At 57.7% G+C, this 14,241-nt stretch carries 15 protein-coding genes and 1 pseudogene; 8 read left to right on the top strand and 8 right to left on the bottom strand.

Annotated elements, in window-relative coordinates; translation table 11 throughout:
* Positions 1-5: 5 nt before the first annotated feature.
* A complete protein-coding gene (locus tag AC1DKH_RS01535) occupies positions 6-1,907 on the bottom strand; it encodes a sigma 54-interacting transcriptional regulator (protein WP_477797216.1) in 1,902 nt (633 codons plus the stop codon).
* 242 nt (positions 1,908-2,149) lie between these two features.
* On the opposite strand from AC1DKH_RS01535, the gene AC1DKH_RS01530 reads away from it, so the two are divergent.
* From AC1DKH_RS01530 to AC1DKH_RS01500, 7 genes are all read left to right on the top strand, one after another.
* The gene (locus AC1DKH_RS01530; RefSeq protein WP_477797215.1) at positions 2,150-2,632 is read left to right on the top strand and encodes an MSMEG_0572/Sll0783 family nitrogen starvation response protein; all 483 of its coding nucleotides are present in this window, start codon (positions 2,150-2,152) and stop codon (positions 2,630-2,632) included.
* Positions 2,633-2,758: 126 nt separating this feature from the next.
* Entirely contained in the window at positions 2,759-3,736 is a 978-nt protein-coding gene (locus AC1DKH_RS01525) for a Nit6803 family nitrilase (protein ID WP_477797214.1), read from the top strand.
* The gene (locus AC1DKH_RS01520) at positions 3,723-4,805 is read left to right on the top strand and encodes an MSMEG_0568 family radical SAM protein (protein ID WP_477797213.1); all 1,083 of its coding nucleotides are present in this window, start codon (positions 3,723-3,725) and stop codon (positions 4,803-4,805) included. The genes AC1DKH_RS01525 and AC1DKH_RS01520 overlap by 14 nt, the downstream gene beginning before the upstream one ends.
* Before the next feature lie 14 nt (positions 4,806-4,819).
* The gene (locus AC1DKH_RS01515; RefSeq protein ID WP_477797212.1) at positions 4,820-5,380 is read left to right on the top strand and encodes an MSMEG_0567/Sll0786 family nitrogen starvation N-acetyltransferase; all 561 of its coding nucleotides are present in this window, start codon (positions 4,820-4,822) and stop codon (positions 5,378-5,380) included.
* Positions 5,373-6,404 (top strand): sll0787 family AIR synthase-like protein, encoded by a 1,032-nt coding sequence (locus AC1DKH_RS01510; RefSeq protein ID WP_477797211.1) that lies wholly within the window; start codon positions 5,373-5,375, stop codon positions 6,402-6,404. Before AC1DKH_RS01515 ends, AC1DKH_RS01510 begins: the two co-directional genes overlap by 8 nt.
* Position 6,405: 1 nt before the next feature.
* Positions 6,406-6,741: an MSMEG_0570 family nitrogen starvation response protein gene (locus AC1DKH_RS01505; RefSeq protein WP_477797210.1), complete on the top strand. Its 336-nt coding sequence runs from the start codon at positions 6,406-6,408 to the stop codon at positions 6,739-6,741.
* Between the two features lie 43 nt (positions 6,742-6,784).
* Positions 6,785-8,086: an MSMEG_0569 family flavin-dependent oxidoreductase gene (locus AC1DKH_RS01500; RefSeq protein ID WP_477797209.1), complete on the top strand. Its 1,302-nt coding sequence runs from the start codon at positions 6,785-6,787 to the stop codon at positions 8,084-8,086.
* Between the two features lie 406 nt (positions 8,087-8,492).
* On the opposite strand, the pseudogene AC1DKH_RS01495 reads toward AC1DKH_RS01500, so the two are convergent.
* The 3 genes and pseudogenes from AC1DKH_RS01495 to AC1DKH_RS01485 all read right to left on the bottom strand — a co-directional run.
* Positions 8,493-8,627 (bottom strand): annotated as a pseudogene (locus tag AC1DKH_RS01495) (IS3 family transposase); the annotation flags it as partial.
* Between the two features lie 76 nt (positions 8,628-8,703).
* A complete protein-coding gene (locus tag AC1DKH_RS01490; protein WP_477797208.1) occupies positions 8,704-8,985 on the bottom strand; it encodes a DUF2790 domain-containing protein in 282 nt (93 codons plus the stop codon).
* 69 nt (positions 8,986-9,054) lie between these two features.
* Positions 9,055-9,468 (bottom strand): ester cyclase, encoded by a 414-nt coding sequence (locus tag AC1DKH_RS01485; RefSeq protein ID WP_477797207.1) that lies wholly within the window; start codon positions 9,466-9,468, stop codon positions 9,055-9,057.
* A 163-nt stretch (positions 9,469-9,631) separates the two neighbouring features.
* Here AC1DKH_RS01485 and AC1DKH_RS01480 point away from each other — a divergent pair, with 163 nt between their 5' ends.
* Positions 9,632-10,510, top strand: a complete 879-nt coding sequence (locus tag AC1DKH_RS01480) for a LysR substrate-binding domain-containing protein (RefSeq protein WP_192409343.1) — start codon at positions 9,632-9,634, stop codon at positions 10,508-10,510.
* A 216-nt stretch (positions 10,511-10,726) separates the two neighbouring features.
* On the opposite strand, the gene AC1DKH_RS01475 is transcribed toward AC1DKH_RS01480, so the two are convergent.
* The 4 genes from AC1DKH_RS01475 to AC1DKH_RS01460 form a co-directional block, all read right to left on the bottom strand.
* Positions 10,727-11,989 (bottom strand): c-type cytochrome, encoded by a 1,263-nt coding sequence (locus AC1DKH_RS01475; RefSeq protein ID WP_477797206.1) that lies wholly within the window; start codon positions 11,987-11,989, stop codon positions 10,727-10,729.
* Positions 11,990-12,102: 113 nt separating this feature from the next.
* Complete coding sequence (locus tag AC1DKH_RS01470; RefSeq protein ID WP_477797205.1) at positions 12,103-12,381, bottom strand: muconolactone Delta-isomerase; 279 nt, start codon at positions 12,379-12,381, stop codon at positions 12,103-12,105.
* 44 nt (positions 12,382-12,425) lie between these two features.
* Positions 12,426-13,862: an aldehyde dehydrogenase family protein gene (locus AC1DKH_RS01465; RefSeq protein ID WP_477797204.1), complete on the bottom strand. Its 1,437-nt coding sequence runs from the start codon at positions 13,860-13,862 to the stop codon at positions 12,426-12,428.
* Positions 13,863-14,005: 143 nt separating this feature from the next.
* Complete coding sequence (locus AC1DKH_RS01460; RefSeq protein WP_477797203.1) at positions 14,006-14,167, bottom strand: hypothetical protein; 162 nt, start codon at positions 14,165-14,167, stop codon at positions 14,006-14,008.
* Positions 14,168-14,241: the final 74 nt, after the last annotated feature.

The raw sequence follows: 14,241 nt of genomic DNA, 5'->3' as shown, positions 1-14,241 counted from the left end.
TCGAATCAGTTCTCCAACTTGATTTCCAGTCGCTTGAACCTCGACGCCAAGGTCGTGGGTTTCAGGCCCAGCAGTTCGGCTGCGCCACCTTTTCCAAACAGTTTGCCGTCGGAGGCCTTGAGCGCGGCCTGCATGTTGTTGCGCTCCAGTTCCCGAATCTGCGCGTCAGTCATGATCTGGGACGAGGGGAAAGGCTTTTGGGTGACGGTGGTTTTAGGTTCGTCGGGCAAGTCCAGGTTCAGATCCGCCCCGACGGAGGTGATCAGCGCGCGCTCAATGACGTTTTGCAGTTCGCGAATATTCCCCGGCCAGGAGTAGCTTTGCAGCCGCTCGATATCGCTGTTACGCAAGCGCCGCCCTGGCATGTTCAGGCGCTTGCCGGTCTGCTTGAGGAAGTGCGCCGCCAGGGGCGCAATATCAATCGGACGTTCACGCAGCGCCGGAGACTGGATCGGGAAAACGTTGAGCCGGAAATACAAGTCTTCACGAAAATGCTTCGCAGCGACTTCCTGGCGCAGATCGCGATTGGTCGCGGCAATGATCCGCACATCGACCTTGCGGGTGCGTTCTTCGCCGACCCGTTCGAACTGGCCTTCCTGCAAAACCCGCAGCAGTTTACTTTGCAGCTCCAGCGGGATTTCGCCGATTTCGTCGAGAAACAGCGTACCGCCATCGGCCAGTTCAAAGCGCCCGACGCGATCTCGCACAGCGCCGGTAAAGGCACCGCGAATGTGCCCGAAGAATTCGCTTTCGAACAATTCGGCAGGAATCGCCGCGCAATTGACCCGGATCAGCGGGCTGGCATTACGACGGCTGGCCTGATGGATGGCGCGAGCGATCAGTTCCTTTCCCGTACCCGACTCGCCGTTGATCAACACGCTGGCATCGGTGGGGGCGACCACGTCGATCTGTTTGATGATTTTTTTGATCGGCTCGCTCTGGCCGACGATCTCGCGGAAGTTGTGCTCGATGTGAATCTCTTCCTGCAAATAAGCGTTTTGCTCTTCGAGCCGCTCCTTGAGGACCTTGAGTTCATCCAAGGCATTTTGCAGTTGGGTTTCGGTGCTGCGCCGCTCGGTGATGTCGCGAAACACCACCACCGCACCGACGATTCGGCCGTCGGAAATCACCGGAGTGCTGGTGAATTCCACCGGAAACGAACTGCCGTCTCGGCGCCAGAACACCTCCTGACGTCCTTCGTGAACCACGCCGTCGCGCACGGCTTTGTAGATCGGACACTCTTCGACCGGGTAATGGCTGCCGTCCGCGTGAGTATGGTGGTGGATGCGATGGATGTTCTTGCCGATCATGTCCTGCGGCTCCCAGCCCAGCATGCGCGCGCCGGCCGGGTTGACGAAGGTGGCCAGGCCATCGCTGTTGATGCTGTAGATGCCGTCGCCCACGGAGCTGAGCAACAGTTGGTTATCGCGCTCGCTTTCCTGAAACAGGTTGAGAATGTTGCGCCACTCGATCAGCCCGCCGCGCATGGTGCGCTCGGTATGCGCCTGGTCGCGCTGGTACTTTTCATGACTCAACTCGCGCATCACCAGAATCAAGTGCTGCTCACCCTTGATCTGCAAGGTGGTGGCGGAGATTTCCAGCTCGATGCGCTCGCCGCTTTTGCAGTTGCAGCTCAACTCTTCGGTCCAGCCACGACCTTTGTCCATCACTGCCTGGGTGAACACGATCAGGTCGGCCAATTGATGGCCGAACAGCTTGCTCACCGGCAGTTCCAGCAACTCCTGACGCGGGTAGCCGAGCAACTTACAGGCAGCAATGTTCAGGTCACCCAGCCGATCAGAAAACGGGTTGAGCAGCGCGATGGCCTCGGCGCAATGCTCGAACACCATGTGCCGCGACGAATACGCCAGATCGGCCCAGCCGTTGAGAGAGTCTGTTTCAGCCATGGCTACGAAGTCTCGTGATTGGCCGCTACGAATATTCGTATTTCTACGGGAATACGTGATTCACCGATAGCATCAGATACGCAATATAAAACCGGATCAGATTGTCATTCGTAACCTAATCAATCACTTACCACTGCACAGAAAATAATTTTATTTCCTGGCACGGCATTCGCTCTCTCTCCTGTAACCCGGCAGCCAACACAGGCTGGCGTTCAAGCACGAAGCAACTGGAGAGCGACACTATGCCAACCGTGGACATCCCCCATTACAAAGACGGCGACTTCCTGGTCAATTACGAAGAGAAAGTCTTCGAAGACATCAAGGCCGAGCCCGGCGAAAAAGTCCTGATCACCTTCCACACCATCGCCTTCGAGGGCTCCATTGGCCTGGTAAATATGCTTCAGGCCAAACGCCTGCTGCGCAAAGGCTTCGAAACTAAGATTCTGCTGTACGGGCCGGGTGTGCAACTGGGTGTGCAGCGCGGTTTCCCGACGCTGGGTGCCGAAGCCTTCCCCGGTCACCTGTCGGTCAACAAGCAGCTCATTCAATTCATGGAAGAGGGCGGTGAGGTCTACGCCTGCCGCTTCGCCCTGCAAGCCCTCTACGGGCAGACCGAAAAAGCCCTGATCGAAGGCATCCGCCCGATCAATCCGTTGGACGTAATGGACCTGCGCCTGCTGATGCGCCGTGAGGGCGCGATGATTATCGATACCTGGACGGCCTGATATGTAGGAGCGAGCTTGTTCGCGATGGCGGTGCGTCTGATACACCGCACCGCCCGCATCGCAAGCAAGCCAGCTCCTACAGGACCGTTGTCGATCTTACAAACACTACTGACCTCAGGACCCCTCATGGCCATTATTCGCGCAGCCGCCGTACAGATCAGCCCGGTGCTTTACAGCCGCGAAGGCACCGTGGACAAGGTCTGCCAACAGATCATCGCACTCGGTCGACAAGGCGTGCAGTTCGCCGTGTTTCCGGAAACGGTGGTGCCTTACTACCCGTACTTTTCGTTTGTGCAACCGGCGTTTGCCATGGGCGCACAGCACCTCAAATTGCTCGATCAATCGGTCACGGTGCCATCCGCCGCCACGCTGGCGATTGGCGAGGCCTGCAAGCAAGCGGGGATGGTCGTTTCCATCGGCGTCAACGAACGCGATGGCGGCACGATCTACAACGCGCAATTACTGTTCGATGCCGACGGCAGCCTGATTCAGCATCGACGCAAGATCACCCCGACCTACCACGAACGCATGGTCTGGGGTCAGGGCGATGGTTCGGGACTGCGCGCGATCGACAGTGCCGTGGGGCGCATAGGCTCGCTGGCCTGCTGGGAGCATTACAACCCGCTGGCCCGTTACGCCTTGATGGCGGACGGCGAGCAGATCCACGCTGCGATGTTTCCCGGCTCCTTGGTGGGCGATATTTTTGCCGAGCAAATCGAAGTCACCATCCGCCATCACGCCCTGGAATCCGGCTGTTTCGTGGTCAACGCCACCGCATGGCTGGATGCCGATCAGCAGGGCCAGATCATGCAGGACACCGGTTGCGGCCTCGGCCCGATCTCGGGTGGCTGCTTCACCGCCATCGTCTCTCCCGAAGGCAAATTGCTCGGAGAACCGCTGCGTTCCGGCGAAGGCGTGGTGATTGCCGACCTCGATCTGGCACTGATCGACAAGCGCAAACGCATGATGGATTCGGTCGGGCACTACAGCCGTCCGGAGTTGCTCAGCCTGTTGATCGACCGCACGCCCACGGCGCATGTCCATGAGCGCGGCGGCCACTTTGCATCGGTTGCCGACGAGGAGTCCGATCATGCAAACCAATGAATTGCTCGCTGAACTGCAATGCCATGGCGTGCGTTGGCCGGCTGCGCAGAACGGCTTGTCCCGGCAAGGTGGCGCGGGACCGTCGGATCACAAGGCGCTGAGTTTTGGCAGCCGGACCATGATGGTGCCGATCCTCAATCAGGCCTCGCAGGATTCACCCTATCAAGCGCAACCCAGCGCCGATGGCAGCCAGGCGCTGATCTTTCGCGAAGGCCTGCAGGTCGGTCAAGTGCAGATGCCAGGCGTGCCGAAGTTCTATGGTTTGAGCACTGCCGACGGTATCCCTTATTGGAAAATAGCCACGTTGCACAGCAGTGATGTACTCGCGACCACGGTGTTGCAGCACTGCATTCGCTTCAATGACCGCGGCAGTTCCTGCCAGTTCTGCGCCATCGGCCAGTCGCTGGCAGCGGGCAAGACCATTGCCCGAAAACGTCCGCAGCAACTGGCCGAAGTGGCAAAAGCTGCGGTGGAACTCGACGGCGTCAAGCACATGGTGATGACCACCGGCACTCCACAAACCCCGGACCGTGGCGCGGCGATTTTGTGTGAATCCGCCGCGGCGGTAACCGCTGTGGTCGCTCTACCGATTCAAGCCCAGTGCGAGCCGCCGGACGACGATCACTGGTTCCAACGCTTGGCCGACAGCGGCGTAGTGTCGCTCGGCATGCACCTGGAAGCGGTCACCGATGAAGTGCGCCAACGGATCATGCCGGGCAAGGCCGAAGTCCCGTTGAGCCGTTATTTCGAAGCCTTCAGCGTGGCGGTCGAAGTCTTCGGTCGGGGCCAGGTCAGCACTTACATCCTCGCCGGCCTGGGTGACAGCGAAGCGGCGATCAGCGAAATGAGCGAGCGTTTATGCGCGCTGGGTGTGTACCCGTTCGTGGTGCCGTTCGTACCCATCGATGGCACACCGCTGGCTCATCACCCGAAACCCGACAGCGCGATGATGGCCCGGCTCTATCCGCAGATCGGCGCGAGCCTGCGTCGTCACGGTCTGCACTCCGATCAGATCAACGCCGGTTGCGCCAAATGTGGCGCGTGCTCGGCCCTGAAAAGCTACGAATAAGCCGGAGAACACCCATGCCGAATCTCGCCTTTGCTTTGGTCGACAGCACGTTCGAACCGTTCCGTGCCGGTGAATTGCTGGTCAAACCCGCCAGCGAACAGTGGGAGAAACAGGCCTATTTCGCCCTGCGGCGCTCGGTGTTTTCCGATGAGCAACAACTGCTGGTGCAGGACAAAGACAGCCATGATTTCCAGGCGATCGCCATCGTCGCCTTGGCCGGCAATTGCGGCATCGCTGATCAGGTGGTCGGTGCGGTGCGCATCTATCAGCCAGAGCTGGGTTTGTGGTACGGCGGACGCTTGTGCGTAGCGCCGGCGTATCGGCGGCACAGCATGATTGGTAGGGCGCTGGTCAATGAAGCGGTGTCTCGGGCCAAGGACCTGGGTTGCGAGGTGTTTCGCGCCACTGTACAGACGCAAAACGAAACCTACTTTCACGGCTTGAGCTGGCAAACTCTCGAACAACTGGAATTGCTCGGCCAGCCGCATTGCCTGATGCAGGCGGATTTGCCGAGCTACCCGTTGATGCCGCGCCAGGTGTCGTTACGTGCGCTGAAGGTGGCTCTCCATGACTGACGTCGTTGATTTACCCGCGCTGCTCGAAACCTTGCGCAACACCCCAGCGATGCGCTCGAAACAGGCTATCCAGCAACCTGCGGCGGTTATCGGCAGTGCGGCACAAGCGCTGACCCGCGAACAGCTTTACGCCTTGCCCGGCGATGACACGGCAGCGATTGCCTGTGGCGATCATTTTCAGCTGCTGGCCATCGAAGGCATGTTGCCGGCCTTCGTCGAGGCGGCACCCTGGTTTGCCGGGTGGTCGGCGGTCATGGCCAATGTCAGCGACATCACAGCCATGGGGGGGCGCGCCACGGCGGTGGTCAATGCTTATTGGCATCACGATGATGCGGCCGCCAAAGCGCTGTTGGCGGGTATTCGTGCGGCCTGCGACGCGTATGGATTGTTGCTGGCCGGTGGGCACACCAGCCTCACGGCGGGCAATCCGGCTGCGCTGGCGGTAGCGATTACCGGCATCGCGAAAAAATTACTGTCGACCCTGCATGTCGCTCCCGGTCAGGTGATCGCCATGGCGGTGGACCTTGTCGGCCATTGGCATTCCGACAGCACGTACTGGAAGGCCTTCGAAGGCGTACCGGCCGAGCGCCTGCGCAGCAAGCTCGAAGTGCTGCCGCGCCTTGCCGAAGCCGGGCTGCTGCAGGCGGCCAAAGACATCAGCAACGCCGGGATTCTCGGCAGCCTGTTGATGCTACTGGAAACCACCGGCTGCGGCTCGAGCATCGATTTATCTGCGCTGCCCTGTCCTGCGGATGCCGACCTCGCGCGCTGGCTACAGGTGTTTCCCAGCTACGGCTTTTTGATGACGCTGGATGAGCGTGACTGGCCGCAGGTGCAGGCCGCTTTTGCCTTCGAAGGTGTGCGCTGCGAACGCATTGGCCAGGTCAACACCAGTGGCACGTTGCGTGTCCAGTCCGGCGCACAACACGGCGACTTCTGGAACCTGCGCGAGCAGCCGTTTACCGGCTTCAGCTATCCCCATCTCGATCTCACCCCTTTAAAACTTAATCAACAGGAGCACTGACATGCCCGCCGTCAATTTCAAAATCCGCTGGCCCAATGGCCGGGAAGCGACCGGTTATTCGCCTTCGACCGTGATCTATGAATACCTGGAGGAGGGCGCCAGTTACCCGCTGACGGACTTTCTGCAACGCATCGAAAGCGCATTGGACAATGCCTCGGAACGGGTCAAGCAGGTCAAGGGTTTCTATTGCAGTTCGGCGATGGACACCTTGAGTTCGCTCAAGGGCCAGGCCAGTTATCTGGTCGATCCAGCCCTCGCCGATGGCCAGGTGGACATTCTGAGCATGCGTACCGAAGGCGCAGGCCAAGTGATCGGTGCGGGCTGGAGCTCATTCTGATTCATTCCCTTAACCCTTGTCGTTACCCAGTACGGAGCACCCCATGACCAGCCACCTCGTTTCAATCAAAACTCCACACCACAGCGTGATCGTCGTCGGCGGCGGCCAGGCCGGGTTATCCGCCAGCTACTACCTGCAACAGCAGGGCATCGATCATCTGGTCCTGGAAAAACACAGCCTGACCCACACCTGGCGCAATCAGCGCTGGGATGCCTTCAGTCTGGTAACGCCCAACTGGCAATGCGCATTGCCGGGCTACAGTTACACAGATGGCTTCAACGGCAGCGATCCTCATGGGTTCATGAAGAAGGACGAGATCAACGAATACCTCGCCGGATTCGTCAAATCGGTCAATGCCCCGGCCCGTGAAGGTGTCACGGTCCAGCGCGTGGTGCCTCGAACCCAAGGTGGTTTCGAGGTGCATACCTCGCAAGGCGAATTCACCGCCGATCAGGTGATTGTCGCGTCGGGCGGTTATCACACACCGATCATCCCGCGCCTGGCCGAACGCTTGCCGGCGGGCATTCATCAGCTTCACTCCGAGCAATACCGCAATCCGCAGGCCTTGCCCGTCGGCAATGTGCTGGTCGTTGGCTCCGGGCAGTCGGGTGCGCAAATCGCCGAGGACTTGCACCTGGCCGGGCGCAAAGTCTATCTGGCTGTCGGTGATGCGCCACGTTGCGCACGTTTCTACCGGGGCAAGGACGTAGTCGATTGGCTGGCGGAAATGGGTTACTACGAGATTGGCGTTGATACCCATCCATTGCGTGAAGGCGTGCGCGACAACACCAACCACTACGTGACCGGTCGCGATGGTGGCCGTGATATTGACCTGCGCAACTTTGCCCGCGAAGGCATGGAGTTGTTCGGTCGGCTTGACGGCTTGCAAGGCACGCGCCTGCAATTCGCCAACAACCTGACCGAGAATCTGGACAACGCTGATGCGGTCTACAACCGGATCAACGGCTCGATCGACAAGTACATCGAGCAACACGGGATTGATGCGCCTCCCGGCGAGCGCTACCAGCCGAGTTGGGTACCCGTGCAGGAGCGTAGCGAGCTGGACCTAGTTAGCGAGGGCATCACCAGCATCATCTGGTGTATAGGCTTCAGTCCGGATTTCACTTGGGTCGAGGCACCGGTCTTCAATGGGCGTGGCCATCCCGGGCACCAACGCGGAGTGACGGCACAGTCTGGTTTGTACTTTCTTGGATTGCCGTGGTTGTACACCTGGGGGTCAGGACGTTTCTCGGGTGTAGCGCGGGACGCGGAGTACCTGGTGCAGCACATTATCGAAGGAGCGCTTGAAGGCACCTCACGGAAACGACGTTTCGTGGCGGGGTAGGCCAGCCACCAAATCCTCTGGCATGTGTGAGCAGGCCAGAGGCGTTTGCTTCTAGCATCGAGGATGGCTGAAACAAGGTTTATCGTGTATCCGGGTGCAGGGGATCTGGAGGATGACCGAAGCCCGCCCAAGGCAGGATCGTTCTCGTATCCATCACGATTTCCGGAGGACGAGCAGCATGGGGCGGTGTCAACAGTTGTAGGCAGAGTACTAGATACGCCATCGGGTTCATGAGCGCTCCGGGAGGAAAATCCAACCCTTCCGACAGTGTCGACCATCGGATGGGACAAGTTCGATGGTGTAAGGGGCGATCAGCGCAACTTGAAGCGCCTTGGTCACTGCCAGCAGGCAGAAGCCGTAATCGATGACTAGATCCGCTGCGCCGTCCCATTCATCACGAGCGTCAACCGTCGGTCATTGAGCAAGTGATTCCATGTTTTGTGTGTACTTCTTGATAATGAGCGGAGCAGTACTGGGCGCCTCGATCCGAGTGATGGACTAGCTTCTGAACGCTTCGACGTTGCTTCAAAGCCATTCGAAATGGCTTGCACCACAGAGTTGGTGCAGACTTGATGAGGCGCAAGGGGCAGTGGTCGTTTGATGCGCGGGTGTGGCCGTTAACCGCCGAAGGCGTCGCAATCTGTTGACAGCGAAAGGTATTCAAGCCCTTTGATGTGTCCACTGGAGTCGCGGTAGATCAAGGTGACGGGGGCGGCATTGCACTTATCCGCCGGGGTCGTAATCGAAATCATACTGGCGATGTCCAGGTGCATTGCATAGCGATACGGTTCAATTTCTACATGGCGTTCATCTGTTAACTGATCCGCCATGACTGTGGAACAGAACACCAGAACTGCCAATGGAAGCAGGTTTTTCATTGCAATAACCTCGTTGATCAAGACTCCCTCCGTACGTTGCGTGGACGAAACCGAGGGAGGTAAGTCGGGTGTTGAGGCAGCGATTCGACCTTAGAGACCGATAACGTCACGATGAACCTCAAGCGCATTGCGCTCTACCCAGTTGTGCGCCAGCAGACCGTCTGAACGTACTTCCCAAACTGCAGTACCGAGCATTTCGAAAGGTTTGCTACACGAGCGAGCGCCTATGAAGCCCTTGTTCTTGCCGGTGAGTTTCCACCGTGAGGCCACGCGAGTACCTTCGTTGTTCTGGAACGTCTCGATACTGCCAAATGTGAAATCTTCGATCTTCGACAGAAAGACTCCGATCCACTCAATAAAGGCCTCACGGCCGACGACATCGACCCCGCCAGAGGTAATGACAAAGTCTTCAGCAACAAAGCGCGCGGCGGCCTGCGGATCTTTCGCCTGCCAGACTTCGCGCCAGAAGCTTTCAACAATTTCTACAGCTTTATTGTCAGGCATTTTCTATCTCCTGGAATTTGGGCTCGGCGTCCCATTCAGTGGTGACGCTGGATTAATCGGTGAAACGTCCCTAGGGGATGATCACAAGTACGATGTTCGGAGTTTGCTATCTATAATTCAAACGCATAAAGTTAATGGCATCTAGTTGATAGGCGAATTCATCATGCAAGCGGGCGACGTTGATATCGATTTGCTTCGGGCGTTTATCGCAGTCGCAGAAACGGGAAGCTTCACGGCGGCGGCCGAGGTGATTGCACGATCGCAATCAGCGGTGAGTCAGAAAATCATCCGGTTGGAAGAAGTACTTGGCATGCGCGTTTTCGAGCGCACCAGTCGTGCATTGACCCTGACCCCGGAGGGCGAACGACTTCTGGTTGGCGCACGCAAAATGATGGTGCACTTTGACAATTTCGTCCGTGAAATCAGAGAGCCGGAGGGGGTGAATGTCCTGCGTCTCGGCATCTCTGAGAACCTGGTGCCTACCCAGTTGCCACGACTGCTCTCACGCTTCAGCAAGCTCTATCCGGATATTCAGCTGGAACTCACCACTGGCCTCAGCAACGACTTGTTGGCGGACCACGAAGCAGGACTGCTGGATGTGGTGATCGCTAAACGCAAGATCAGCGCCACGGCCCAGCGAGGCAGAATCATCTGGCGTGAACCACTGGTCTGGATTGCCGCAAAGGATTATGAAATTGAAGCATCGCGGCCGGTGCGCCTGGTGATGATGCGACCTCCATGTGCGTACCGCGCGATCATGATCGAGGCGATGGCTTCGGTAAGGCGCGAGTGGACTTCGGCCTGTCTGGCCAGCAATCTGATTGGAGTTCAAGCAGCCGTAGCAGGCGGATTGGGTATCACCGCCCTTGGCACTTCATTTCTGCAGGAAGGCATGAAAATTGTCGAGCCTTCGGAAAAATTGCCAACGCTGCCCACCACTGAAGTGGCGGTGATCGGCGATGATGTTCGTACTCAGCATTTAGTCCAGCCTTTGGTGTCGTTGCTGACTGAAGGACTAATGTCTGGCACTAGCCTGACTTGACATTCCAGGTTTCGTCCTTCTTGTTCGCGTCTGCGAGGGGCGCCTTCAATACTGAGTTTGCAATAGCGCGATCAACGCCTTCACGCAGCACCGATCCCGTGGCGATGCTCTGTCGAAAACTGATTCAGGTTCAGCATGAGCCTTGGCTGCAGCAAAACACGCGCTAGAGGCAGGCGCGCGTCTTGTTGGCGTGAGCCGCAGCATGCTGGATCGCGATCAATGTGCCCCTTGAGTCACGTCCCTGATTTTTTTCACCTGTTCATCAGTCACGCTCGAACCCTCCTTGTGCCACGCGGAGCGCAGATAAGTAACCACGTCGGCCACGTCCTGGTCGTTCAGCGCGGTGCGAAAACCGGGCATGGGGAAGGGGGAGGGGATGCCATGGAGCACAATGAAGGGGGTGCCATTAAGGGTGACGTTGATCAACGATGATGGATCCGGCTCCAGCACATTGGGGTTCCCTGCTAGCGGCGCCAGCCAAGGAGCTCGACCTTGGCCGTTGGTGCCATGACATTGAAGACAATGGTTGGCGTAGAGCAGGCGGCCACGATTATCACTGAGGCTCGTCGCCAGACCCGCCCCCGGTTCAAAGTGTGCTCCATCATCGTCACGGGCTCCGGGCAGGGATTTCAGGTACACCGCGACGGCACGCAAATCCTGTTCAGTCAGGTGTTGGCTGCTGTTGTTGACCACCTCGGTCATTGAGCCGAATGAGGTCGCGTGCCGATTAGCGCCACTGCGCAGGAAGTTTTCAATGTCCTTGATGTCCCAGCGACCCAGCCCTGTGTTGTGGTTGCCGGTCAGATTGGAAGCGAACCAATGGTCGACCTGCGCACCACTCAGGTAGCGAGGGCTGTTTTGATCCAGGCCCAGTTCCTGAAAACCGATGCCTCTCGGCGTGTGACAGGCACCGCAATGCCCTAGGGATTGGACCAGATAAGCGCCACGGTTCCATTCTGAAGACTGCTGTGGGACCGCGGTGTAGCGTTCATCCTCTAGAAACGTCCAACTCCAGAACATCAATGGCCAGCGAATGCTAAGCGGCCAGGGAATGTCCGACGCTGTATTGGCCTGGGCGACGGGGGGGACTTCCTGCATGAACCAGGTATAGAGCGTATGCATGTCCTCGTCGCTGATTTTCGCATAGGAAGGAAATGGCATAGCCGGATAAAGGCGATGGCCGTCTTGGGCTACGCCTCCGCGAACCGCTCGTATGAATTCGGCCTCGCTGTAGCTTCCAATGCCGGATTCACGATCAGGGGTAATGTTGGTGGAGTAAATAGCGCCCATGGGCGTCACCATTTTCAGCCCGCCGGCAAATGGCTTGCCCCCGGGGACAGTGTGGCAGGCGGCGCAATCTCCGGCTCTCGCCAGGTATTCGCCGGTACTGGCGAGCGTACTGTCGGTGGCTGCGAATGCAGGCGCAAGTATTGCGCTCAGCCAGACAAGGCAAAGGGCTGGAATCAGGTTCTTTTTCATGATCAGGTTCCTTATCTGGCGTTGACAAGGTCTATCTTGCAGAGGTGCACTTTGCTTGGAAATTCGGCACGGCTGCTTATCACCTCTGCAAAAATTCCCAATGAGGTTTTGCCTCACCCTATGGCCGCAGGGTGTTTGCACAACGGTGTTATGTCGAGCGCCATGAAGGGGAACAGCGGCAGAGCGCTCAGGATTGCGTGAAGCTCGTCGATACTGTCGACATCGAAAACACTGACGTTTGCCCATTTTCCAGCGACCCGCCATAGATGTAGCCACTTCCCTTGATGCTGAAGTTCTTGCGCCTGCTTGACCTCCAGGGCGCTGAGGTTTCGAATTTTTTCCTGGTCCGCGTCATGCGGAATGTTGATCTGGATGTGTACGTGAAACAGCATGGGAGTCTCCTGTCTGTATGAGGGCGAATAAGCGACCTCCGTTCTTACAAACGGATAATCACTGATTTCAATTGAGTGTAATGAGACAGGGCATCAACACCCTGTTCGCGTCCATATCCGCTTTGTTTGAAGCCACCGCAGGGCGTCTGCACGAAGCCGCCGCTGTACTCGTTGACCACGATTCGCCCGGCTTCCAGTCTGCCTGCAACGCGATGGATGCGTCCGATGTCCCGACTCCAGATCCCGGCCCCCAATCCAAACTCACTATCATTGGCAATGCGCAAGGCGTCGGCTTCATCCTTGAACGGTATGACACACACGATCGGTCCGAAGATCTCTTCCCGAGCCAGCGTCATATCGTTAGTGACGTGGGTGTAGACCGTAGGTTCGATGTACCACCCCTCATCCAGTCCTGGCCGGGATAGCACCTTGCCCCCGATAGCAAGCGTCATACCTTCGCGTTCGGCGATGACGAAATAGCTTTTGATTTTTTCGAATTGCGCCTGAGTTGTGATGGGGCCTGAAGTGGCGTCATCTTCCGGGCCGACGCGCAGCGCTGCGACTTCGGCGACTAGCTTTTCCACAAAACGATCATAGATATTTTCCTGAACCAGCAGGCGCGTGCCGGCCGCGCACCATTGACCACTGTTCCATGTGAAGGCAGTGGTCGAACCCCTTGCCGCAGCATCGAGGTCAGCATCGTCAAAGACAATATTGGCTGACTTGCCGCCCAATTCCAGGGTCAGTGGGAGAATGCGCTCTGCGGCGATATGCCCCAGTTCCTGACCTGCTCGCAACCCACCCGTGAAGGAGATCTTGCGAATATCAGGATGACGGGCCATGACCGGCCCTATGACACTGCCTTTTCCAACGATGACGTTGAAAACGCCAGCGGGTATGCCGGCTTCTTCCACGGCAATGCGCGCCAACTCTACCAATGATGCGGAGGTATGCTCGGAGGGTTTCGCAACGACGACATTGCCGGTGGCCAACGCTGGCGCGATTGCTCGTGCAGCCTGGTGGAGCGGGGCATTCCACGGCAGAATTACGCCGATAACCCCGAATGGATCGCGCCGAGTGTAAACATGGTAATTCGGGCCTTGGTTGATCACTTCGCCATCCATCACATTCACGATGCCGCCATAGAACTCGAAGTATTGGGCGGTGAGATCCATTAGCGTTGACATCTCACTGCGCGGCTTGCCAGTGTCTGCACTCTCCAGCGCGCCCAAGGTGCTTTCACTGCGCCGAATGATGCGAGCCAAGTCGTTGAGTAGACGACCACGGTCAGCTGGGCGCATATCGCGCCACGCCTGCAATGCGCTGGATGCCGATTCGATAGCGAGCTCGACATCGCGTGCGTCACTGTTGGCGACTTCACTGAGTTTGAGCCCGCTTCGGGGATCGATTTTGTCCACATACGCTCCTTTCACCGGCTCCGAATATCTCCCGTGGACGTAACTCTTCACTTTTTCAAACATGGTCATTTCTCTCTGAAAGAAATCTCGCAATTCGAGGCGACAAGCGAGCAGTGTGGGGTCAACCTTTATTGTCGTTACGCGGCAGACGATGCAGGCAGGGTGAATTTCATTACAGAAGCAAGCAGAGGGTTGTTCAACTGATTTTATGGCGTTGGAAGATTGAGAAAAAACCAATCGTCAGTGGGATAACGGAACGAAAAAGAGCCTGGAAAAGCATCTGAAACCACAACCGCGACATTATTGCCGGGGTTTTTCTTTGGAAAATTATTTAGCAGATCCACTCGCTTGGCCTCGCTGAGGTTCATTATCAACGCTCAACGCTTGTGAAAATTTGCACAAGAACTCCGCGCCCGTGGGCATATGTAGGTCAAAGAGCACT

It is taken from the genome of Pseudomonas sp. 05L36, from assembly GCF_056398125.1.
The sequence above is the reverse complement of the archived record's forward strand: the minus strand, read 5'-3'. Positions and strand labels throughout refer to the sequence as shown.